This is a genomic window from Janthinobacterium sp. GW456P (assembly GCF_002127655.1).
GTDB lineage: Bacteria > Pseudomonadota > Gammaproteobacteria > Burkholderiales > Burkholderiaceae_D > Janthinobacterium.
The window spans coordinates 104,546-126,860 of the sequence record NZ_NEHB01000004.1 but is presented as its reverse complement, the minus strand read 5'-3'; the positions used below and the strand labels follow the sequence as shown (position 1 = coordinate 126,860).

At 60.3% G+C, this 22,315-nt stretch carries 23 protein-coding genes; 13 read left to right on the top strand and 10 right to left on the bottom strand.

Annotation, left to right across the window (positions count from 1 at the left end; genetic code table 11):
* Positions 1-155 precede the first annotated feature (155 nt).
* The 11 genes from CBW66_RS06140 to CBW66_RS06090 all read left to right on the top strand — a co-directional run bounded on the left by CBW66_RS06140 (position 156) and on the right by CBW66_RS06090 (position 9,256).
* Positions 156-926 carry a ParA family protein gene (locus CBW66_RS06140; protein WP_034752687.1) on the top strand — a complete coding sequence of 257 codons (771 nt, stop codon included), beginning with the start codon at positions 156-158 and terminating at the stop codon, positions 924-926.
* Between the two features lie 64 nt (positions 927-990).
* On the top strand, positions 991-1,875 hold the full coding sequence (locus tag CBW66_RS06135) for a ParB/RepB/Spo0J family partition protein (protein ID WP_086137327.1): 885 nt from the start codon (positions 991-993) through the stop codon (positions 1,873-1,875).
* 281 nt (positions 1,876-2,156) lie between these two features.
* Positions 2,157-2,525 (top strand): ATP synthase subunit I, encoded by a 369-nt coding sequence (locus tag CBW66_RS06130; RefSeq protein WP_034752692.1) that lies wholly within the window; start codon positions 2,157-2,159, stop codon positions 2,523-2,525.
* Between the two features lie 51 nt (positions 2,526-2,576).
* Complete coding sequence (atpB, locus tag CBW66_RS06125) at positions 2,577-3,386, top strand: F0F1 ATP synthase subunit A (RefSeq protein WP_046681851.1); 810 nt, start codon at positions 2,577-2,579, stop codon at positions 3,384-3,386.
* A 59-nt stretch (positions 3,387-3,445) separates the two neighbouring features.
* Positions 3,446-3,724: a F0F1 ATP synthase subunit C gene (atpE, locus tag CBW66_RS06120; protein ID WP_034752695.1), complete on the top strand. Its 279-nt coding sequence runs from the start codon at positions 3,446-3,448 to the stop codon at positions 3,722-3,724.
* A 43-nt stretch (positions 3,725-3,767) separates the two neighbouring features.
* Positions 3,768-4,238 carry a F0F1 ATP synthase subunit B gene (locus CBW66_RS06115; protein ID WP_086137326.1) on the top strand — a complete coding sequence of 157 codons (471 nt, stop codon included), beginning with the start codon at positions 3,768-3,770 and terminating at the stop codon, positions 4,236-4,238.
* A 2-nt stretch (positions 4,239-4,240) separates the two neighbouring features.
* Positions 4,241-4,786 carry a F0F1 ATP synthase subunit delta gene (locus CBW66_RS06110; protein WP_034752699.1) on the top strand — a complete coding sequence of 182 codons (546 nt, stop codon included), beginning with the start codon at positions 4,241-4,243 and terminating at the stop codon, positions 4,784-4,786.
* Positions 4,787-4,864: 78 nt separating this feature from the next.
* A complete protein-coding gene (atpA, locus tag CBW66_RS06105) occupies positions 4,865-6,406 on the top strand; it encodes a F0F1 ATP synthase subunit alpha (RefSeq protein WP_086137325.1) in 1,542 nt (513 codons plus the stop codon).
* A 62-nt stretch (positions 6,407-6,468) separates the two neighbouring features.
* On the top strand, positions 6,469-7,344 hold the full coding sequence (atpG, locus tag CBW66_RS06100; RefSeq protein WP_072456005.1) for a F0F1 ATP synthase subunit gamma: 876 nt from the start codon (positions 6,469-6,471) through the stop codon (positions 7,342-7,344).
* 29 nt (positions 7,345-7,373) lie between these two features.
* Complete coding sequence (gene atpD, locus CBW66_RS06095; RefSeq protein ID WP_034752705.1) at positions 7,374-8,774, top strand: F0F1 ATP synthase subunit beta; 1,401 nt, start codon at positions 7,374-7,376, stop codon at positions 8,772-8,774.
* A 62-nt stretch (positions 8,775-8,836) separates the two neighbouring features.
* Positions 8,837-9,256: a F0F1 ATP synthase subunit epsilon gene (locus CBW66_RS06090; RefSeq protein WP_065307860.1), complete on the top strand. Its 420-nt coding sequence runs from the start codon at positions 8,837-8,839 to the stop codon at positions 9,254-9,256.
* Positions 9,257-9,317: 61 nt separating this feature from the next.
* Here CBW66_RS06090 and rsgA read toward each other — a convergent pair whose 3' ends face one another.
* From rsgA to CBW66_RS06060, 7 genes are all read right to left on the bottom strand, one after another.
* Positions 9,318-10,382 carry a ribosome small subunit-dependent GTPase A gene (gene rsgA, locus CBW66_RS06085; protein ID WP_086137324.1) on the bottom strand — a complete coding sequence of 355 codons (1,065 nt, stop codon included), beginning with the start codon at positions 10,380-10,382 and terminating at the stop codon, positions 9,318-9,320.
* A gap of 349 nt (positions 10,383-10,731) precedes the next feature.
* Positions 10,732-11,286 (bottom strand): hypothetical protein, encoded by a 555-nt coding sequence (locus CBW66_RS06080; RefSeq protein WP_086137323.1) that lies wholly within the window; start codon positions 11,284-11,286, stop codon positions 10,732-10,734.
* Between the two features lie 69 nt (positions 11,287-11,355).
* On the bottom strand, positions 11,356-11,721 hold the full coding sequence (gene speD / locus CBW66_RS06075) for an adenosylmethionine decarboxylase (protein ID WP_086137322.1): 366 nt from the start codon (positions 11,719-11,721) through the stop codon (positions 11,356-11,358).
* A gap of 2 nt (positions 11,722-11,723) precedes the next feature.
* The gene (locus CBW66_RS28915) at positions 11,724-11,900 is read right to left on the bottom strand and encodes a hypothetical protein (protein WP_157792409.1); all 177 of its coding nucleotides are present in this window, start codon (positions 11,898-11,900) and stop codon (positions 11,724-11,726) included.
* The gene (locus CBW66_RS06070) at positions 11,897-13,360 is read right to left on the bottom strand and encodes a DUF4178 domain-containing protein (RefSeq protein WP_086137321.1); all 1,464 of its coding nucleotides are present in this window, start codon (positions 13,358-13,360) and stop codon (positions 11,897-11,899) included. Before CBW66_RS06070 ends, CBW66_RS28915 begins: the two co-directional genes overlap by 4 nt.
* A 21-nt stretch (positions 13,361-13,381) precedes the next feature.
* Positions 13,382-14,404, bottom strand: coding sequence for an SPFH domain-containing protein (locus CBW66_RS06065; RefSeq protein ID WP_086137320.1), 1,023 nt, complete (start codon positions 14,402-14,404; stop codon positions 13,382-13,384).
* Between the two features lie 31 nt (positions 14,405-14,435).
* Positions 14,436-14,822: a DUF350 domain-containing protein gene (locus tag CBW66_RS06060; RefSeq protein WP_086137319.1), complete on the bottom strand. Its 387-nt coding sequence runs from the start codon at positions 14,820-14,822 to the stop codon at positions 14,436-14,438.
* A 59-nt stretch (positions 14,823-14,881) separates the two neighbouring features.
* Here CBW66_RS06060 and CBW66_RS06055 point away from each other — a divergent pair, with 59 nt between their 5' ends.
* Positions 14,882-16,393, top strand: coding sequence for a polyamine aminopropyltransferase (locus CBW66_RS06055; RefSeq protein ID WP_086137318.1), 1,512 nt, complete (start codon positions 14,882-14,884; stop codon positions 16,391-16,393).
* Complete coding sequence (locus CBW66_RS06050) at positions 16,393-18,024, top strand: NAD(P)/FAD-dependent oxidoreductase (protein ID WP_086137317.1); 1,632 nt, start codon at positions 16,393-16,395, stop codon at positions 18,022-18,024. The genes CBW66_RS06055 and CBW66_RS06050 overlap by 1 nt, the downstream gene beginning before the upstream one ends.
* 64 nt (positions 18,025-18,088) lie before the next feature.
* Here the strand turns inward: CBW66_RS06050 and mmsB are convergent, their stop codons facing one another.
* The 3 genes from mmsB to chvE all read right to left on the bottom strand — a co-directional run bounded on the left by mmsB (position 18,089) and on the right by chvE (position 21,979).
* Entirely contained in the window at positions 18,089-19,312 is a 1,224-nt protein-coding gene (gene mmsB, locus CBW66_RS06045; RefSeq protein WP_170932843.1) for a multiple monosaccharide ABC transporter permease, read from the bottom strand.
* Positions 19,305-20,843 carry a multiple monosaccharide ABC transporter ATP-binding protein gene (mmsA, locus tag CBW66_RS06040; RefSeq protein WP_086137316.1) on the bottom strand — a complete coding sequence of 513 codons (1,539 nt, stop codon included), beginning with the start codon at positions 20,841-20,843 and terminating at the stop codon, positions 19,305-19,307. The genes mmsB and mmsA overlap by 8 nt, the downstream gene beginning before the upstream one ends.
* Positions 20,844-20,956: 113 nt before the next feature.
* Positions 20,957-21,979, bottom strand: coding sequence for a multiple monosaccharide ABC transporter substrate-binding protein (gene chvE, locus CBW66_RS06035; RefSeq protein WP_276206264.1), 1,023 nt, complete (start codon positions 21,977-21,979; stop codon positions 20,957-20,959).
* Between the last annotated feature and the right edge of the window lie 336 nt (positions 21,980-22,315).

Genomic DNA, 22,315 nt, shown 5'->3' with positions numbered 1-22,315 from the left:
GACGAAATTAAATAGTATAAACAGTTTATACGGTATAAATCATATAAACCGTATAAACGATTTATATCGTATATATAAAATAAACAGTATAAATCGTTTCGGCGGGATGCCGGGGCGCACGATGAAGTTTGCATCTCTTTACAACTAGAAGATACATGGCCAAAATTTTTTGTGTAGCAAATCAAAAGGGTGGTGTTGGTAAAACCACAACAAGCGTCAACCTCTCCGCCGGTCTGGCCAAGTTGAATCAGCGCGTGCTGCTGGTCGACCTCGACCCGCAGGGCAATGCGACCATGGGCGCCGGCATCAACAAGGCCGGCCTGAAGGCGTCCACCTATGAAGTCATGCTGGGCGAGTCCGATGTCAAGACGGCACGCCAGCGTTCGGAAGCGGGGCGCTTCGATGTGCTGCCGTCGAACCGCGAACTGGCCGGCGCCGAAGTGGAGATGGTCGAACTGGACAACCGCGAACGCCGCCTGAAGGATGCGCTGGCCGAAGTGGACGGCGAATACGACTTCATCTTGGTCGACTGCCCACCGGCATTATCGATGCTGACCTTGAACGGCCTGTGCGCCGCGCATGGCGTGATCATTCCGATGCAGTGTGAGTATTACGCGCTGGAAGGCTTGTCCGACCTGGTCAACACCATCAAGAAGGTGCATGCGAACCTGAACCCGGATTTGAAGATCATCGGCTTGCTGCGCGTGATGTTCGATCCGCGCATGACATTATCGCAACAAGTGTCGGCGCAACTGGAACAGCACTTCGGCGACAAGGTCTTCAATACCATCATCCCGCGCAACGTGCGCCTGGCCGAAGCGCCGTCGTACGGCTTGCCCGGCGTGACCTTCGACCCCAGCTCGAAAGGCGCCCAGGCGTATATCGCCTTCGGCGCCGAGATGGTCGAGCGCATCAAACATATGTAAACAAGAGGCGGGCGCCTGCACAGTTTGATGTAAGCGCTTACTCTGAAAACACGATTAGGACAGCATGGCTACGAAAAAATTAAAAGGACTGGGTCGCGGACTCGACGCCCTGTTGGGCGGTGGCGGTGATTTCGCCAGTCCGGACACGACTCAACCGTCGAACTTGCCCGTATCACAAATGCAAGCCGGCAAGTACCAGCCGCGCACGCGCATGGATGAGGGTGCCCTGAATGAACTGGCGGCTTCGATCAAGGCGCAAGGGCTGATGCAGCCGATCCTGGTGCGCCCGATCGGGCAGGATACCCTGAGCGGACTTGTTAAATATGAAATCATCGCGGGCGAACGCCGTTTCCGCGCCTCGCAGCTGGCCGGCCTGACGGAAGTGCCGGTGCTGGTGCGCGATGTGGACGACCTGGCCGCCGCGGCCATGGCGCTGATCGAAAACATCCAGCGCGAAGACCTCAATCCTTTGGAAGAAGCGCAGGGCATACACCGCCTGATCGCCGACTTCAGTTTTACGCATGAGCAAGCGGCCACTGCGCTGGGACGCTCGCGCAGCGCGGTGTCGAACCTGTTGCGCCTGATGAATCTGGCCAGTCCCGTGCAAACCATGCTGATGGCCGGCGATATCGACATGGGCCATGCGCGGGCATTGCTGGCCGTCGATGCGGCCACTCAGATTACGCTGGCCAACCAGGTCGTGGCCAAGCGCCTGTCGGTGCGCGAAACGGAAAAGCTCGTGACCCGCACGCTCGAGGAAGCGGCCAACCCGGTCGAGCCGCGGCACAAGGAAAAGTCGGGCGATATCGCGCGCCTGGAAGAAGAGCTGTCCGATGCGCTGGCCACGCCCGTGGTGTTCAAAATGGGCAACAAAGGCCGCGGCCAATTGGTCATCGATTTTGCCGATCTTGACGTACTCGATGGTGTATTGGCCCGCTTGCGTGGTTAAATAGCAAGTTAGCCTAGCGGCGGGAAAGTGGTCCGAGAAGCGGGCTGGACAAACTGGCCATGCTTTCCGGATGCACCACGTGATTCCTTGATAACACGGCTGGAAGCGGCCAGACAAGCGACTTTGCCATATAGTGGTGCAAATGGCGGCGAATAGTCGGTAAAGCGTCAGTTTCACGCAGCAATTGCCCTGCTGCGGTGCACCAACGTTTGACTCTATAGATCAAAGCCAACTATAATCCCGTGTCTTTGCGTGTGTAGATTTTTCTGGGAACTTGGCAATTGAGTGATTCACAACAAAGTATTGCCAAGCCAGTCTACAAAGTAGTTGCATTGCAGCTAGCAATCGCTATCAGTTTTGCCACGGTTACCCTGTTTTTTGGTGGCAGTGTCAGAGGCTGGTCCGCCGCATACGGCGGCGCTATCGCAGTCATCGGTAGCCTGGTGTATGCCCTGTTGGTGGTTCGCGGTTCTAGCGACGCCAATAAGGCATTCCGGGCGCATTTGCGCGCAGAAGTGGTGAAAATATTTATCACAGCGGTGCTGTTTATATTGGCACTGGTGTTGTTTCAGTCGGCCGCCTGGTTATGGCTGATCTTGGGTTTCGCGGTGGCAACCTTAGCATACTGGTTTTCATTGCTCGCTGTTTAATCATTGGTTTTGGGGCTTGTTGAGCTCTGAAACGACAAATCTAAATTCATTATGACCACAGAACACGCTATTGAAGCGGGCCATGCTGCCCCGGCCAACGCCACAGAATACATCAGTCACCATCTGGCCCACCTGAGAAGTGCCGACGGCATGATCAATCTGGATACGTTCTGGATTTCGGCCATTCTGGGCTTTGTTTTCCTGGCTGTTTTCTATATGGCGTCGCGCCGCGCGACGGCTGGTGTCCCTGGCAAGTTGCAAAACTTCGTCGAAATGGTCATGGAAATCGTCAATGACACTATTAATGGGGCCTTCCACGCAAAAAGCAAGGTCATCGCGCCGCTGGCCATCACTATTTTTGTGTGGGTCTGGTTGCTGAACGCGATGGACTTCCTGCCGGTTGACCTGTTGCCGAAGATCCTGAGCTGGTTTGGCGTGCATAAACTGCGCGCCGTGCCGACCGCCGACGTCAACCACACCTTCGCCATGTCGCTGTCGGTCGTGCTGTGCGTGATCGCCTTCTCGATCAAGGCCAAGGGCCTGGGCGGCTGGATCAAGGAGCTGTTCACGGCACCGTTCCATGCGAGCGGCCTGATCGGCACGATCGCCCTGGCACCTGTCAATTTCTTGCTGCAAATGGTTGAGCTGGTTGCAAAACTGATCTCCCTGTCGCTGCGACTGTTCGGCAATATGTATGCCGGCGAACTGATTTTCATCTTGATCGCGTTGTTGCCTTGGTGGGCACAGTGGGCGTTGGGTGGTCCATGGGCAATTTTCCATATCTTGATTGTAACTTTGCAAGCTTTTGTGTTTATGGCGTTGACGGTTGTGTATCTGAGCCTCGCGGTTGAGAAACATTAATCATTGACTTTATATTTTGTTTTTTTAGTATCTTTCGTTTTTAAATTTAGGAGAATTTTATGCAAGCTCTGATCGCACAAGTACAAAGCATGACCGTTCTGGCAGCAGCAATCATCATCGGCCTGGCCGCAATCGGCACCGCTCTGGGCTTCGCTATCTTGGGTGGCAAATTCCTGGAAGCTTCGGCACGTCAACCAGAACTGATGCCACAACTGCAAACCAAACTGTTCGTTATCGCTGGTCTGCTGGATGCTATCTCGATGATCGGCGTTGGTGTTGCTCTGCTGTACACGTTCGCTAACCCGTTCCTGTCCGCTCTGACGGCTGTTGCTCAGTAATTCGCTCCAACCCTAGGAGAAACTTTTAGTTAGGAGCAAAGGTATGGACATCAATATGTCGCTCATCGGCCAGATGATCACCTTCGCGGTGTTGGTCTGGTTCTCGATGAAGTTCGTATTTCCAGCGCTGAACAATGCGCTGGATGAGCGTGCCAAACGAATCGCGGATGGATTGGCTGCGGCCGATCAAGGTCAGGCTTCGATGGCAGTCGCTGAAAAGCGTGCGCAAGAGGCATTGAACAGTGCACGTGAAGAAGCGTCGCAACGCGTTGCGGACGCTGAAAAGCGCGCGCAGCTGGTTGCTGAAGAGATCAAGCAAAATGCACAAGCTGAAGCTGCGCGTATCGTTGCGCAAGCCCAGTCGGACGCCGAACAGCAACTGTCGAAAGCACGCGAACAATTGCGCGCTCAGGTGGCTGACCTGGCTGTCAAGGGTGCCGAGCAGATCTTGAAGCGTGAAGTTAACGCTACGGCTCACGCCGAAATGTTGCAGCGTCTTGCTGTCGAGCTGTAATCATGGCAGAACTCGCAACCGTCGCCCGTCCCTACGCGGAAGCTTTGTTCCGCGTAGCCCAAGCTGGTAAGGAGTCAAGCAACCTCGCGGCGTGGTCCGAGCTGGTGTCCGAACTGGCACAGATCGGTAGCCACCCCGAGGTACAGGCGTACGCGCGCAATCCGAAAGTTTCGGAAAGCGACGTCGCCGCCACCATCCTGTCGTTGTTGAAATCGCCGCTCAATGAGGAAGTCAAAAACTTCGTCACGATGTTGATCGAAAATGGCCGCATCAGCCTGCTGCCGGAAATCGGCGCGCAATTCCATGCCTTGAAAAACGGTCTGGAAGGTGCGGCTGACGCCGAGATCACGAGCGCTTTCGATCTGAGCGAAGGCCAAACGGCCGAGCTGGTCGCAACGCTGGAAAAGAAATTCAGTCGTAAGCTCAACCCTGCCGTCACAGTGGATCCATCGCTGCTCGGCGGCGTGCGCGTGGTTGTTGGCGACCAAGTGCTCGATACCTCGGTGCGCGCCAAGCTGCAGCAACTGCACGCTGCACTGGTGTCGTAAGACACGCGCTTCGGCAGGCCAGCTTAGACAGACCCTTACCCCTCGCGCAAGCTGAGAGAAACACTTTTAGGAGTTAGTATGCAACTCAACCCATCTGAAATCAGCGAGTTGATCAAGAGCCGGATCCAAGGTCTTGACGGCGGCGCTGAAGTGCGTAATCAAGGCACGGTTATTTCCGTCGCCGACGGTATCTGCCGCATCCACGGTTTGTCGGACGTGATGCAAGGCGAGATGCTGGAATTCCCAGGCAACACGTTTGGCCTGGCCATGAATCTGGAACGCGACTCCGTCGGTTCCGTGATTCTGGGTGCCTACGAGCACATCTCCGAAGGCGACACGGTGAAATGCACCGGCCGCATTCTGGAAGTGCCAGTCGGTCCTGAGCTGCTCGGCCGCGTAGTCAACGCGCTGGGCCAGCCGATCGACGGCAAAGGCGCCATCGAGACCAAAATGACGGCCGCGATTGAAAAAATCGCCCCGGGCGTGATCGCCCGTGAGTCCGTGTCGCAACCGATGCAAACCGGCCTGAAGTCGATCGATGCGATGGTTCCCGTTGGCCGCGGCCAGCGCGAACTGATCATCGGCGACCGTCAAACCGGCAAGTCGGCCGTGGCGATTGATGCGATCATCAATCAAAAAGGCCAGGGCATGAAATGTATCTACGTCGCGATTGGCCAAAAAGCCTCGTCGATCAAGAACATTGTGCGCTCGCTGGAACAGCACGGCGCGATGGAATACACCATCGTTGTCGCCGCTTCCGCTTCGGAATCGGCCGCCATGCAATACATCTCGCCGTACTCCGGTTGCGCCATGGGCGAATACTTCCGTGACCGCGGTGAAGATGCACTGATCGTCTACGATGATCTGTCCAAACAAGCTGTTGCATACCGTCAAATCTCGCTGCTGCTGCGCCGTCCACCAGGTCGCGAAGCGTACCCAGGCGACGTGTTCTACCTGCACAGCCGCCTGCTGGAACGCGCAGCACGCGTGAACGCCGACTACGTCGAGAAGTTCACCGACGGCGCCGTCAAAGGCAAGACCGGTTCCCTGACGGCACTGCCGATCATTGAAACGCAAGCTGGCGACGTGTCCGCATTCGTGCCAACCAACGTGATTTCGATTACCGACGGTCAGATCTTCCTGGAAACCTCGCTGTTCAACGCCGGTATCCGTCCTGCAATTAACGCCGGTATTTCCGTATCGCGCGTCGGTGGCGCCGCCCAGACCAAGGTCATCAAAAACCTGTCCGGCGGTATCCGTACCGACTTGGCGCAGTACCGTGAACTGGCCGCGTTTGCGCAGTTCGCTTCGGACCTCGATGAATCGACCCGCAAGCAGCTGGACCGTGGTGCGCGCGTGACGGAATTGCTCAAGCAAGCCCAGTACTCGCCACTGTCGATCTCGCTGATGGCCGTATCGCTGTTCTCGGTGAACAAAGGCTTCATGGACGACGTGCCAGTCAAGCAAGTGCTGTCGTTCGAAGCTGGTGTCCACGCTTACATGAAGACCAAGCAAGCTGCTCTGCTGGCCAAGATCGAAGAAACCAAGCAACTCGACAAAGACAGCGAAGCAACTCTGTCGGCGGCCATTGCTGATTTCAAGAAATCCGGCGCATATTAAGCGGCCAGGCGGCGCCCGCCTCGAGCGAGGCGCCGCCCTACGCGCAGAAGGAGTAAGGACTCATGGCATCAAGCAAAGAGATACGTGGCAAGATCAAGAGCGTAGAGAATACGAAGAAGATCACCAAGGCGATGGAAATGGTTGCCGCATCGAAAATGCGCAAAGCGCAAGACCGTATGCGCGCCGCCCGTCCCTACAGTGACAAGATTCGGAATATCGCCGCCAATCTGGCGACCGCCAATCCGGAATACACGCACCCGTTCCTGGCAGCTGCCCAGGGTACGCAAGCGAAGGCAGTGGGTTTCATCGTTGTCACGACCGACAAAGGTCTGTGCGGCGGCATGAACACCAACATCCTGCGCCAGGTGACGTCGAAGTCGCGCGAGCTGGAAGCTGCTGGCAACCGGGTTGAAGCAGTTGCCATCGGTAACAAAGGTTTGGGTTTTTTGAATCGCATCGGCGTCAAGATCGTCGCTTCTGCCATTCAGACCGGTGATACGCCCCACCTGGACAAACTGATCGGACCTGTCAAGGTCATGCTCGAAGAGTTCCAGGCAGGCAAGATCGATGCAGTGTACCTGTGCTACACCAAATTCATCAACACGATGAAACAGGAACCAGTCGTGGAGCAATTGCTGCCCCTGACGGCCGACAAGATGGTCGCCGACAAGAGCGCACACTCGTGGGATTACATCTACGAGCCGGATGCACAAAGCATCATCGACGAATTGCTGGAGCGCTATGTAGAAGCGCTGGTGTACCAGGCTGTCGCGGAGAATCTGGCGTCCGAGCAATCGGCACGGATGGTCGCGATGAAAGCTGCAAGCGACAACGCGGGTAGTGTGATCGGCGAATTGAAGCTGATCTACAACAAGACCCGCCAAGCTGCGATTACCAAAGAACTCTCCGAAATCGTCGCCGGTGCGGCTGCGGTTTAAACGAATTTAACTATATTGAAGGAACGAACATGGCTGATGGCAAAATCGTTCAGTGTATCGGCGCTGTGGTGGACGTTGAGTTTCCCCGCAACGCGATGCCTAAGGTATTTGATGCCTTGAAGATGGCAGGCTCGGAACTGACCCTGGAAGTACAACAGCAGTTGGGCGACGGCATTGTCCGTACCATTGCACTCGGCTCGTCCGATGGCCTGCGTCGCGGCATGATGATTCAAAATACCGGCAAACCGATCATGGTGCCAGTCGGTAAGGCAACCCTGGGTCGCATCATGGACGTGCTGGGCAACCCGATCGACGAATGCGGCCCCGTGTCGCACGAGCAGATCGCGTCGATCCACCGCACCGCTCCTGCATACGACGAACTGTCGCCATCGCAAGAACTGCTGGAAACCGGCATCAAGGTGATCGACCTGGTGTGCCCGTTTGCAAAAGGCGGTAAAGTTGGTCTGTTCGGCGGCGCTGGCGTAGGCAAGACCGTGAACATGATGGAACTGATTAACAACATCGCCAAGGCGCACAGCGGCGTGTCCGTGTTCGCCGGCGTGGGTGAGCGTACCCGTGAAGGTAACGACTTCTACCACGAGATGGCTGACGCGAAAGTGGTCGATCTGGAAAATCCAGAGAACTCCAAAGTGGCGATGGTCTACGGTCAGATGAATGAACCGCCAGGTAACCGTCTGCGCGTCGCGCTGACCGGCCTGACGATCGCTGAATCGTTCCGTGATGAAGGCAAGGACGTTCTGTTCTTCGTCGACAACATCTACCGCTTCACCCTGGCCGGTACCGAAGTGTCGGCACTGCTGGGCCGTATGCCGTCGGCTGTGGGTTACCAACCGACCCTGGCTGAAGAAATGGGCCGTCTGCAAGAGCGTATCACGTCGACCAAGACCGGTTCGATCACCTCGATCCAGGCCGTCTACGTGCCAGCCGATGATTACACCGATCCGTCGCCTGCTACCACGTTTGCTCACTTGGATTCGACCGTTGCGCTGTCGCGTGACATCGCTTCCCTGGGTATCTACCCAGCCGTGGACCCACTGGATTCGACCTCGCGTCAGCTGGATCCGTTGATCGTTGGTCAAGAGCACTATGACACCGCGCGTGCCGTGCAAACGACCCTGCAACGCTACAAGGAATTGCGCGACATTATCGCGATTCTGGGTATGGACGAGCTGGCACCGGAAGACAAACTGCTGGTGGCCCGCGCACGTAAGATGCAGCGTTTCCTGTCGCAGCCTTTCCACGTCGCTGAAGTCTTTACCGGCGCGCCTGGTAAATACGTTTCGCTCAAAGACACGATCAAGGGCTTCAAAATGATCGCTTCGGGCGAACTCGATCACCTGCCGGAACAAGCGTTCTACATGGTCGGCACGATCGAAGAAGCAATCGAAAAAGCCAAGAAACTTAACTAAGTTAAGTCTGGGCCTAACCCCGCCCCTCAGAAGGCGGGGTTCTTCAACCCGATAGGACACACATGGCACACACAATTCACGTTGACGTGGTTTCCGCTGAAGAACTGATTTTTTCAGGCGAAGCAGAATTCGTCGCGTTGCCGGGTGAGCAGGGCGAGCTGGGTATCTACCCACGCCACACGCCTTTGATTACCCGCATCCGTCCGGGCGCGGTCCGCATCAAGGTAGTCGGCCAGGCTGAAGAAGAGTTCGTCTTCGTTGCCGGCGGCCTGCTGGAAGTGCAACCGGATACCGTGACCGTCCTGGCCGATACCGCGATCCGCGGTCACGACCTTGACGAAGCGAAAGCGCTGGAAGCGAAGAAGTTGGCGGAAGAAAATATCCACAACAAGGATTCGGGCATCGACTACGCGCAAGCGCAAGCCGAGCTGGCCAGCGCGATTGCGCAGCTGGCAGCGATCCAGAAGCTGCGCAAGCATTAATTTGCTCGCACGCAGTAAGACAAAAAGGCAGCCTGCGGGCTGCCTTTTTTTTCATCAGAAATTAACGGCGCTTGTCCTTGCCCCTTTCCAGTCCGGCCTTCAATATCGTCTTCCACTTGGCGCGCGCGGCGATGCGCTCGAGCGGCGTTTCCTCGCTGCGCCGGGCGTCGCGCAGCAGCTTGTGATAATTGCGCAGGCGGTCCGCCTCGACGGCGCCGCGCACTTGGCAACCGGGCTCGCTGGCATGCTGGCAATCGCGGAACTGGCACGTTGCCGCCAGCGCCGCGATGTCGTCGAAGGTGGCGGCCAGGGTTTGCGCATCGGCATCGGCGCGCCAGCTGCGCAAGCCCGGCGTGTCGATGATGCAGGCGCCGCTGGCGCACAGGTGCAGCGAACGGGCCGTCGTCGTATGCCGGCCGCGGCCGTCGCCATGGCGCACGCCGTTGGTTGCTTGATCCGCCGCAGACAAGGTATTGGTCAGGCTGGACTTGCCCGCGCCCGATGAACCGAGCAGCACCAGGGTCTGGCCGGCGCCCAGCCAGGGTTCCAGGATGGCCACGTCATACGCATGGCGCGTATCGATGGCAAAGCGGGGTACGTGGGGCGGCAGGCGCTGTTTCAGCAGCGCCAGCTTGCCCGGCACGTCGTCGGCCACGTCGGCCTTGCTCAGCACCACCACGGGCGTTACGTGCGCCGCCAGCACGATGGCCAGATAACGCTCCAGGCGGCGCGCATTAAAATCCTCGTCCAGTCCCATCACCAGCAGGGCCGTATCGACATTCCTGGCCAGCACCTGGCGCCGGCCGTCATTGCCGCGCCGCGCGATCTGCGTGACTGGGGATAAGTGCGCCGTTATCCACAGCGTGCCGTGAAGATCGGGTTCGGCGGCGACCCAGTCGCCGACAGCAAGGGTGGTGTCGTGTTCCAGCAGTGCGTGCAGCAGGCGCGGCAGGATCTGCGCCGGCTGTTCCAGGCTGCCGTCGTGCACCCCGATGCTGTCGCGGTGCACGGCGCAAACGCGCATCAGCTGCGCGGCGGGGGAACAGATGTCGAGTTGGGTGGCTGCGCCGGCGATAGCCTGCTGCAGCCCGATACGGCGTAGTTGCGCAAAATCGAATGCGATCATGGTAGCGTAATTCCAAATTCTGTCGTCCGCATGCGGACGTGTAGCCTGCGCGTGCAGGCACCGCCAGTCGCGATGACTGGCACGAAAGAAGGGGAACGTCGGCTACGCGATCACGCGTATGGGGAATTGCGAGCTAAAAAGGCTTAGCAGGGGAAAACAGTGATCAGGCAGCCGACAGCACGGCAGTATCCGAATGGCGCATGTTGTCTACTCCTGTGGTGTGATGGAAAACGCCAGTGTGCCAGCGGCTTGCGCCGCCGTCAATGGACGGTGTGGCTCAGCTGCACATGCCTTAGGTCGGATTAGTCCGCAGGGCGTAATCCGACACACTGTTGGCGCGATTTTTGAATTAGGTGCACATGCCGTAGGCGCTGCGTTCGGGGAAATAGCGGTACGTAAACGTGCGCACCGGGTAGCGCTTGCCGCCGACGAGCATGTCGGGCATCGACAAGTCAAAGCGCTGCGGCAGCTGGCGCGGCAGTTGCAGGCGCAAGCGCCACTGGGTTTCGGCGCTAGAGCCGACGGCGGCAAACATGATGGGCAGCTGCTCGATGACGTCGACGATTTCCGCCTTCTGGTTCATGCCGCGCTGGTAGATGGTGAGTACCTTGGCCTCTCCGAAAGGCGGCTTTTTCGGTTCTTCCAGCAGGAAGGACAGGCGCGTAAAACTGGCTTGCGTGCCAACGGGTAAAGTGAAGATCAGCGCCAGTTCCGTGCCGCCTTCCTTCAGGGTGACAGGCGGCGTGGCGTAGATGCTGATACCGCGCGGCAGTTCGAAACGCGAGCCCTCCGTCCACGTCTTGCACTCGGGCGTGGTGGCCTGGTACAGGCTGGGCGCCGTATAGTCATCGCAGGCGGAAACCAGCAGCAGCAGGGGCAGGGCAAGGAGGGCGGAACGGCGCATGGGAGTCACGGTTGGGGGATCAGCCGACAGTGTAAGCGATCCCCACGCGATCCACCAGCGACGCCAGGCCTACCCGGGCGGCGCGCGCCGCACGGACTGCAGCTGGCAATGCGCCGCCTGCAGCGCCTCCTGGATGATGTCCAGCGCCAGCTGCGGCCGGGCCGCGCCGCACATGAAGATGTCGACGGCGGCAAAGTCCACTTCGGGCCAGGTGTGGATGGAGATATGCGATTCGGCCAGCAGCAGCACGCCCGTGACGCCCTGGCCCGGGCCAAAGCTGTGGAAATGGCCGTGCAGTACCTGCGCGCCGGCCGCGACGGCCGCCTCGCGCAGCAGGTGCTCGAGCGCGGCGCAATCGCGCAGCCGTTCCGGCGCGATGCCCGACAGGTCGGCCAGCAGGTGGGTGCCCTCGGGCAGATGCGGTACGGACGCCATGCTTATTTGTGGCTGCCGCCGCTGGAGCCGCCGCCATAGCTGCCGCCGCCGCCGCCCGTGCGCGAACTCCAGCTGCTGCCGCCGCTGCTGCCGCTGCCGGCCACCTTGAACATGCGCACCCAGTTGGCGGCCGTGACGGAAAACGTCACCATCAGGGCGTAGATCACGTATTTACTCATGGGGGATTCTTTGCATTCTTGTCGAGAAAAGCGGCGGGCAGGAACAGCGCCAGGCAGCCCAGCACGCTCCACAGCAAGGTGCTGGAGAACGAGACGAACATGGGGATCGCATTCAAGACCAGCACGATGACCATGAAAACCTTGGCGATGCCGCGGTGACTGAGCGCGATATTCTGCGCCTTGGCGCCGCCATGGAAGGCGGCGCCGAACCAGGCGGCCATCTGGTCGTAGGCGACGGGCACGGAGCGCGACCAGGTCATTTCCTCGCCGGTGAGTTCCGCCGCCAATTTTGCTTGTCCCTGTTCGAATTCAAAGACGTGCGTGCTGTCGCCGACGGCCACCTTCCAGTTGAAGGCGCCCGCCGCGTACACGACCTGCGAGCCGTAGTCATACAGCTTGCGGTAGGTGGCGCCATCGAGCTTGCAGGTATCGGCGTCCAATGAGGCCCAGTTGGGCCAGTTCGGCAGCACGTTCGAGCGCGACCAGCCCTCGTCCGTCTCGACCAGCCAGAAGAAGCCGGCGCGCGCGCTGAACAGCAGGTATTCGTTCCACTCGCTGCCTTCGTCGTCGGCGCGGCGCATCATGCCGATCACCGTGAAGTCGGCATTGTTGATCTTCGCGCTGGCGCCCAGTTCCAGCGTGAGGTCGGCGTTGTCGTGCACCTGCTTGCCTATGGCCAGCACCTGCGCTTCCTGGCCGCTGGCGTCGAGCTGCGCGTGGCAGGCGGGGCATACCAGCTGCGCCGCCGCACCGGGCACATAGTGGATGCCGCTGCCGCAGGAAGGGCAGTCGAGCGCATCGAGCTTGCCGCGGTACTTGCCGGCGCTTTTGGCAATGGCGTCATCGTCGCGCAGCAGCTGGCATTGCAAACTGTCCAGGGTGACGGCGACGCCCTGGTAGACGACCGGTTGCGGGCCGTCCGTGTAGTCGAGCGTGACGAAGCTGGCGTAGTTGCGCAAGTCCGCCACCTGGATACGCCAGCCCGCGCCCACCTTGAACGGCAGTTCGCCCTGGCCGGCGATGCATTCGGCATTGCGGATCTCGGCGGCCGTGTACGGCTCGCCGCAGATCGTGTAGCGCTTGCCCGGCGCCAGCGCGCCAAAGGCGGGCAGGGTGTCCTGGGTCTTGCGTACACGCGTCAGGGTGTACAGGCCGGACGAGTCGCCCAGCCACGCCGTGCTGGCGTCGTCGAACAGCAGATACCACTCGTTCCACGTGCCGGCGCTGTAGCGCTGCTGGATGCGTCCGACGACGGTGAAGTGGACGCCATCGTGCACGCCGGCCGTGCCGATCTGGATCGGCGTATAGTCTTCCAGGACGGCCGACATCTTGCCGATGTCCCTGACGGCATCGGCGTCCTTGAGGATGGTGCTGTGGCAGTACTCGCACACGGCGAGCACGGAAGCGTGCGAGCGGAAGCGGACTTCCGCGCCGCAGCTGGGACAGGAAACAGTTTGCATGCAGTCGTATTTCGCCAGTATTTAGCCGATCAGTTTCTTCAGCAGTTCAGCCTTGGCGCCGTCGTAGTCGGCCGGCGAAATGAGTCCCTTGTCCAATAAGCCCTTGAGTTTTTCCAGGCGCGCCTCGATCGGTTCTTCCACGGGCGCGGGCGCCGGGGCGGGCTGCTGCAGCGCACCGCCCATGCTTTGCGCCATCACCTGGCCGATCGACAGCCCGGCGCCCAGGCCTGCGCCGATGCCGGCCATGCCGCCTTCGTTCTGCGCTGCCAGCGGGATCGCATTGGCCACCTGGAATTTCGTGTAGCCGCTCATCTTGTCGGCACCCAGGCCGCCCTTCATGCCGGCCGAGATGCGCTCGTCGAGCGCCGCCTGCAATTCCTCGGGCAGGCTGATGCTGGCCACGTTGAATTCATCGAGACCCACGCCATAGCGGGCAAACGCCTGCGCCAGGCCATCCTTGACCTCTTGCGCCATCAGCGCCTGGTTGGCCGCCATGTCGAGGAAGGGGACGTTCGCGCCGCCCAGCGAGCTGGCCATGCTCGACATCAGAATGCCGCGCAACTGGTCTTCCACCTCGTCGCGCGTATAGACGTCGCGCGTGCCGCTGATCTCGGTGAAGAAGGTGCGGGCGTCGGCGATGCGGTACGAGTACATGCCGAAGGCGCGCACGCGGATCATGTCGAAATCCTTGTCGCGGATGGTGATCGGCTGCGGCGTGCCCCACTTGCGGCCAGTCTGCACGCGGGTGCTGAAGTAATACACGTCCGACTTGAAAGGCGAGTCGAACAGCTTGTCCCAGTTTTTCAGGTTGGTCAGCAACGGCAAGGTCTGCGTCGTCAGCTTGTGCGTGCCGGGACCGAAGACGTCGGCGATCTTGCCTTCATTGACGAAGACAGCGACCTGCGATTCGCGCACATTCAGGATGGCGCCGTTCTGGATCTCGAAATCCTGCATGGGAAAACGCCAGGCCAGCACGCCTTCCGTCTCTTCGTTCCACTGCAGTACGTCGATAAACTGCTTCTTGATAAAGCTGCCGAGGCTCATGATGGATATCCTTGAATAAGATAAAGCGGTGTCAGGAAATGCAGGCGGCGTTGATGGCGCCGATCGACAGGGAGATGGCGCCCAGCAGGCCGCCAAAGGCGCTGTTGTTCGATTCGATCTGGTCCTTCGACATGCGCAGCAGCCGCGTGGTCACCAGATAGGCCAGCAATTGCACCACCATGGCGCCGAAGGCCCAGGCGAAGAATTGCTGGTAGTCGGCCGTGTGCATCAGCGACGAGGCGATGGTGGCGGAAAAGCCCAGCAGCGCGCCACCGAGCGAGAGGGCCGCCGCCTGGTTGCCCTGGCGGATCAGCAGCACTTCCTTATACGGCGTGACGCGCGTATAGATGATAAAAAAGGCAATCAGCAGCGCGGCGGCCAGTATAAGATGGATCAGATAGTTTAGGATGGCGGGCACAGCTTTCCTCGCAATGAGTATTTGATAACGTCAACGCATATTAGAACAAAAAAAGTCCAATGAACAAAAAGATTCTGATTTTGTCCGTCTTCGTGGTCGCCTCCTGCGGCCTCGCGTATGAGCTGATCGCCGGCGCCATGTCCAGCTACCTGCTTGGCGACTCCATCCTGCAGTTTTCCACCATCATCGGCTGCTACCTGTTTGCCATGGGCGTAGGCGCTCACTTTTCCAAGTATGTGCGCGACGGCGACGTGCTGTCGCGCTTCGTCGACATCGAACTGGCCGTCGGCCTGATCGGCGGCTTGTCGGCCGCCATCCTGTTCATGACGTTTTCGTGGATGGCCGCGCCCTTTCGCACCTTATTGTATGTGATGGTGTTCCTGATCGGCGCACTGGTCGGCATGGAAGTGCCGCTGGTGATGCGCGCCCTGAATTCGCGCCAGACGGAGTTTTCCGAGCTGGTCAGCCGCGTGCTCACCTTCGATTACCTGGGCGCGCTGGCCGTCTCCCTGCTGTTCCCGCTGGTGCTGTCGCCCTACCTGGGCCTGGTGCGCACGGGCTTTTTGTTCGGCATGCTCAACGTGGGCGTGGGCCTGTGGACGATTTACGTGTTCCGCGCGGAGCTGAAGAACCTCACGGGGCGCTTCCTGCGCGCCTGCGCCGTGATGCTGGTGCTGGTCGCCGGCTTCGCCATGTCCGACCGCATGGTGGCCTGGGGCGAGCACGGCCTGTTCGGCGACCAGATCGTGTATTCCACCACCACGCCCTACCAGCGCCTGGTGATCACGCGCTGGAAGGACGATACGCGGCTGTACATCAACGGCAACCTGCAGTTTTCCTCGCGCGACGAGTACCGCTACCACGAGGCGCTGGTGCACCCCGTGCTGGAAGCGCTGCCGTGGGCGCGCCGCGTGCTGGTGCTGGGCGGCGGCGACGGCCTGGCGCTGCGCGAAATCCTCCGTTATCCACAGATCGAGCATGTCACCGTGGTCGACCTGGACCCGGCCATGACGGCCGCGTTTACCATGCGTCCGGAACTGGCAAAGTTAAATAACAACGCGTTCTCGGACAAGCGCGTCACCGTCGTCAATGCCGATGCCGCCGTCTGGCTGCGCAACAACGGCGACATGTTCGACGCGGCCATCGTCGACTTCCCCGATCCATCGAGCTTCGCGCTCGGCAAACTGTATTCGGTGCCGTTCTACGACCTTGTGAAAAAGCACCTGGCCGCCAAGGGCCTGATGGTGGTGCAGTCGACGTCGCCGTTCTTTGCCCCGCACGCCTACTGGACCATCGATGCCACCCTGCGCGAAGTGGGCATGCGCACCTGGCCCTACCACGCTTACGTGCCCTCGTTCGGCGAATGGGGGTTTATCCTCGCCTCGCCCCAGCTCGACTACACACCGCCGAAGAAATACCGCCTGCCGATGCGCTACCTGAATGCGGACACCACGCGCGAGATGTTCCTCTTCCCGCCCGACATGCAGCCGCTGCCGATGGCGCCCAACCGCTTGAATACCCAGTCGCTCGTGCATGAATTCGAGCAGGACTGGAACCGGGTGATCCGCTGATGCAGCGCCGCTCCTTCATGCTGTGGGCCGCTGGCGGCACCGCGGCGGCCGCCGCCGGCATCGGCAGCATCGCCGCGTATCTGCGCTGGCAGGAAATCACGCCCAAGGTACTGTATCCGGGCCGCAGCGAAGGACACTATTTGCGCGAGCTGCTGCGCGAGCGCAAGGCCTTGCCGCCACCTTCACGCACCTTGAACACCGACGTGGCCATCCTCGGCTCGGGCATCGCGGGTTTGACGGCTGCCTGGCGCCTGAACAAGCTGGGGCACCGGGACTTTCTCATGGTCGACGGCCCGCAGCCGTATGGCAACGCGGCCGGCGGCCATTTCGGCGACCTGGCCTATCCGACCGGTGGCCATTACCTGCCGCTGCCTTCGCCCGAATCGACGCACGTGCGCGAGATCCTGTTCGACCTGGGAATTATCCAGCGCGATCCGCAGGCGGAAAAGCCGACTTACGACGAGCGCTACATCCTGCACGCGCCGGAAGAGCGATTGCTGTTCAACGGCCACTGGCAGGACGGCTTCATCCCCACCGAAGGCGTGCCACCTGCGGAACTGGCGCAGCATGAACGCTTCTTTGCCGAGGTGCGGCGCCTGCGCCAGACGCATGGCAATGATGGCAAGCGCGTGTTCGTGTTCCCTACCGTGGAATCGTCGCAGGACCCGGCCTGGCAGGCGCTCGACACCATCACGTTAAAACAGTGGATGGAGCGCGAGGGCTATACCTCGCCCACCCTGCACTGGTACCTGAACTACTGCTGCCGCGACGATTACGGCACGCGCTACGACCAGGTCTCGGCTTGGGCCGGCCTGCATTACTATTGCAGCCGCTGGGGCCAGGCGGTCAACGCGGGCAATGGCGCCTGGCTGACCTGGCCGGGCGGCATGCAACCGGTCGCCACGGCCATGGAGCAGGCCTCAGGCGTCAAACGTCATGCGGGCACGGTGGTTTCCGTGACCACCACAAAACAGGGCGTGGAAGCGCTGTGCCTGGAGCTGGTCGACGGCCAGCCGCGCACCTACCTGGTCAAGGCGCGCAAGGCCATCTGCGCCATGCCCTTGTATGTGGCATCGCGCGTGGTGAAGAACATCGCCGAGTATGGCTTTGACGCGCAGCGCCATACGCCTGCCTACGCGCCGTGGATGGTGGCGAATTTTTTACTGAAACGCTTTCCCGACGAACGGCCGCATGCGCCCCTGTGCTGGGACAACGTGGTGTACCAGGAGCCGGGCCTTGGCTACGTCGTCTCCACGCACCAGGATATCCGCGTGCGCCCGCCCGAGAAAACCGTCTTCAGCGCTTACGTGGCCCTGTCCGACCGCACGCCGCAGCAAGCGCGCAAGTGGCTCGATACGGCCACGCCCGAGGAACTGCTGGCGCTGGCCAGCGTCGATTTGAAGACGGCGTATGGGCGCGATTTTGCCCGCTGCGTCGAGCGCGTCGACATCACCGTGCGCGGCCACGCCATGGCGGCGCCCTTGCCGGGGTTTCGCAGCAATGCGGGACTGAAGGCCTTGCGCGAGCACGACGGCGCCATCCTGTTCGCGCATGCGGATTTGTCGGGCTTTTCCGTATTTGAAGAGGCGGCGTGGTGGGGCGACCGCGCCGCGCGTCTGGCCATGAAATGAAAAAGGCCGGCGCGAACGCCGGCCAGAGCCCCCTAAGGCTCGAACCTGTGCTTCCTTGTTCTTCTCATTTATTTTTATTAATCACGTCGATGAACACGGCCGCCAGCAGCACCAGGCCCTTGATCACCTGCTGGTAGTCGATGCCGATGCCCATGATGGACATGCCGTTGTTCATCACGCCCATGATGAAGGCGCCGATGACGGCCCCCATCACCTTGCCCACGCCGCCCGAGGCCGAGGCGCCGCCGATGAAGCAGGCGGCGATCACGTCCAGCTCGAAACCCGTGCCTGCTTTCGGCGTGGCCGTGTTCAGGCGCGCCGCGAAGATCAGGCCGGCCAGCGCGGCCAGCATGCCCATGTTGACGAAGGTGTAGAAGCTGACGCGCTCCGTCTTGATACCGGACAGGCGCGCCGCCTTCTCGTTGCCGCCCACGGCATACACGCGTCGGCCCAGCACGGTGCGGTTGGTGATGAAGGTGTAGGCGACGATGAGCAGCGACATCACGGCCAGCACGTTGGGAAAGCCGCGGTAGGACGCCAGCAGGTAGCTGAAATACACCATCACGGCGGCGAAAATGGCGTTTTTCAGCAGGAAGAAGGCGCGCGGCTCGTTTTCCATGCCGTGTTTCAGTTGCTTGGCGCGGCTGCGCAGCGAGGTGACGATCAGCGCCGCGGCGGCGATCACGCCCAGCAGCAGCGACAGGCCGCGCAGGTTGTCGCCGCCGAACGGGTCGGGCAAAAAGCCCGAGCTGAGCATCTGGAAGCCTTCCGGGAAGGGGCCGACCGACTGGCCTGCCAGCAGCGCCAGGGTCAGGCCCTTGAACACCAGCATGCCGGCCAGGGTGACGATGAAGGACGGGATTTTAAAGAAGGCGACGAAATAGCCTTGCGCGCCGCCGATGACGGCGCCGGCCAGCAGGCAGAGGATGCTGGCGGCGACAAAGTTCATTTCGTAGTTGACGATCAGGACGGCCGCCAGTGCGCCGACAAAGCCGACCACTGAGCCGACGGACAAGTCGATATGGCCGGCCACGATGACCATCAGCATGCCCAGCGCCATGATGACGATGTAGCTGTTCTGCAGCACCAGGTTGGTCAGGTTCAGCGGCTCCATCAGGGTGCCGTTCGTCATGTACTGGAAAAAGCCCATGATGACGATCAGGGAGAGCAGCATGCCGTAGTCGCGCATATTGTTCTTCAAGAAGCCGGCATAGCTTTTCGCTTGCGGCGCGGCCGCTGGCGTTGCGGGCGCGCCTGCGGCCGCTCCCGCTGTCATTTTGTTATCCATTGTTTTCTCCGTGTGTAACGATCGCGCGCATGATGCGCTCCTGCGATGCTTCTGCCGCGCTCAGTTCTGCCGCGAAGCGGCCTTCGTTCATGACATAGATCCGGTCGCACATGCCCAGCAATTCCGGCATTTCCGAGGAAATCATGATGATGCATTTGCCTTCGGCGGCCAGGTCGCTGATGATGCTGTAAATCTCGTACTTGGCGCCCACGTCGATGCCGCGGCTCGGTTCATCGAGGATCAGCACGTCGGGGCGCGAAAACAGCCATTTCGCCAGCACCACTTTCTGCTGGTTGCCGCCGGACAGATTGACCACCTTCTGCGCCACGCTCGAGCAACGGGTCTTGAGCTTGCGGCGGAATTCCTCGGCCACGCCGAATTCACGCTGCTCGTCGATCACCATGTGCTTTGAAATCGCGTCCAGGTTGGCCAGGCTGGTATTTTTCTGGATGTCTTCCTCGAGGATCAGGCCCAGGCCCTTGCGGTCTTCCGTGACATACGCGAGGCCATGGGCGATGGCCTTGCCGATGGTGCTGACGTCGATCTCCTGGCCATGCTTGAGCACCGTGCCGCTGATGCGCTGGCCGTAGGCGCGGCCGAAAAGGCTCATCGCCAGTTCCGTGCGTCCGGAGCCCATCAAGCCGGCGATGCCGATGATTTCGCCCTTTTTCGCGTGCATGTTGATGCCCTTGATGACGGGGCGGTCGGCATGCTCGGGATGGAAGACGCGCCAGTCGCGCACTTCGAAAATGGTCTCGCCGATGGTGGGCGTGCGCGGCGGATAACGGTCGGCCATTTCGCGCCCGACCATTTTTTCGATGATGCGGTCTTCGCTGACGGGCTCCGCGCGGCAGTCGAAACTGTCGACCGTGTTCCCGTCGCGCAGCACCGTGATGGCATCGGCGACCCGTGAAATTTCATTGAGCTTGTGCGAAATCAGGATCGAGGCGATGCCCTGCGCTTTCAGGTCCAGCAGCAGGTCGAGCAGGGCCGCGCTGTCGCTTTCGTTCAGGCTGGCCGTCGGTTCGTCGAGGATCAGCAGCTTGACGTCCTTGCACAGCGCCTTGGCGATTTCGATCAGCTGCTGCTTGCCCACGCCCAGGTTGGTGATCAGCGTGTCCGGGGATTCCTTCAGGCCGACTTTGTGCAGCAGTTCGCGCGTTTTGCTTTGCGCGTATTCCCAGTCGATGACGCCCATATGGGCCGGTTCGTTGCCGAGGAAGATATTCTCGGCGATCGACAGCTGCGGCACCAGCGCCAGTTCCTGGTGGATGATGATGATGCCGATTTCTTCGCTGTCCTTGATGCCGCGGAAGTGCCGCGTCTGGCCCAGGTAATCGATGTCGCCCGTATAGCTGCCATGGCCGTAGACGCCACTGAGCACTTTCATCAGGGTCGATTTGCCGGCGCCGTTTTCGCCGACGATGGCGTGGATCTCGCCGCTGCGTACCCGCAGGTTGACATTGTCGAGCGCAACGACGCCCGGGAATGTTTTGCGTATCCCGCGCATTTCCAGGATAGTGTTCGTCATATAACCTCTCTGGCACGGCCGCGCTGGTGGGCATCGGTCGTGCGGCAGTCTTGTTCTGGATAGTGCATGAAGCGAAAGGCCCGGCAGCGCCGGGCCTTCAGTACCATCGATGCTTATTTCACTTGCGCTTCCGTGTAGTAGCCGCTGCCGGTGACGAGCACCTGCTTCCAGTTCGCCTTGTCAACGGTGACCGGTTTCAACAGGTAGGATGGCACGACCTTCACGCCGTTGTTATAGGTCTTGGTATCGTTGACGGCCGGCGTCTTGCCGCTCATCATCGCGTCGACCATGTTCGCCGTGACCTTGGCCAGCTCGCGCGTGTCCTTGAACACGGTCGATGCCTGTTCGCCGCGGATGATCGATTTCACCGACGGGATTTCCGCATCCTGGCCCGTCACGACGGGAAACGGCTGCTTCGGCGTGCCGTAGCCGACGCCCTTGAGCGACGACAGGATGCCGATGCTCAAGCCGTCATACGGCGACAGCACGGCGTCCACACGCGCATTGCCGTAGTAGGCGCTGAGCAGGTTGTCCATGCGCGCCTGCGCCACGGCGCCGTCCCAGCGCAGAGTGGCGACCTTTTCCATGCCCATCTGCTTCGAGCGCACCACCAGCTTGCCGCTGTCGATGTACGGTTTCAGGACCGACAGCGCGCCGTTGTAGAAGAAGTGCGCGTTATTGTCGTCGGCCGAGCCGCCGAACAGTTCGATATTGAACGGGCCCTTGCCTTCCTTGAGTTTCAGCGCCGATTCGATATAGCCCGCCTGCAGCACGCCGACCTGGAAGTTGTCGAAGGTGGCGTAGTAATCGATGTTTTTCGTGCCGCGGATCAAACGGTCATACGAGATGACCTTGATGCCCTTGTCTGCCGCTTTTTGCAGCACGTTCGACAGGGTGGTGCCGTCGATGGCGGCGATCACCAGCACCTTGGCGCCCTTGGTGATCATGTTTTCCACCTGCGCCAGCTGGTTCGGGATATCGTCGTCGGCGAACTGCAGGTCCGTCTTGTAGCCGCGCTCCTTGAATACCTTGACCATGTTGTCGCCGTCGGCGATCCAGCGCATGGACGATTTGGTTGGCATCGAGATGCCGATCGCGCCCTTGTCGGCGGCGCTTGCCACGGGCATTGCCGCCATGCCGGAGATGGCCAGCGCCAGGCTCGCGGTCAGCATTTTCATTGTTGTTTTCATTTTCAGGTCTCCACCGTCTTCGATAGTTGAATGTGCCAGGGCCGTCGTCCAGCGGGCGGGCTCCGTGCGAATGGCCGATTGCAGGCCACGGCTGATACTAGTTTGTCCATCCATCCCTCACCAATCACTTTTTTCGCATTGTCGATATCCAAAACGATATTGATGGGTCAATTGATGCAATGCGCCATGGCGCGCCTTTCCGCCTGCGCGCAGGGCGGAAACGGGGACCGGGCGGCGGCTTTTTTTGGTGCGCTGCAATACCAATAATCATCATTCAATTTG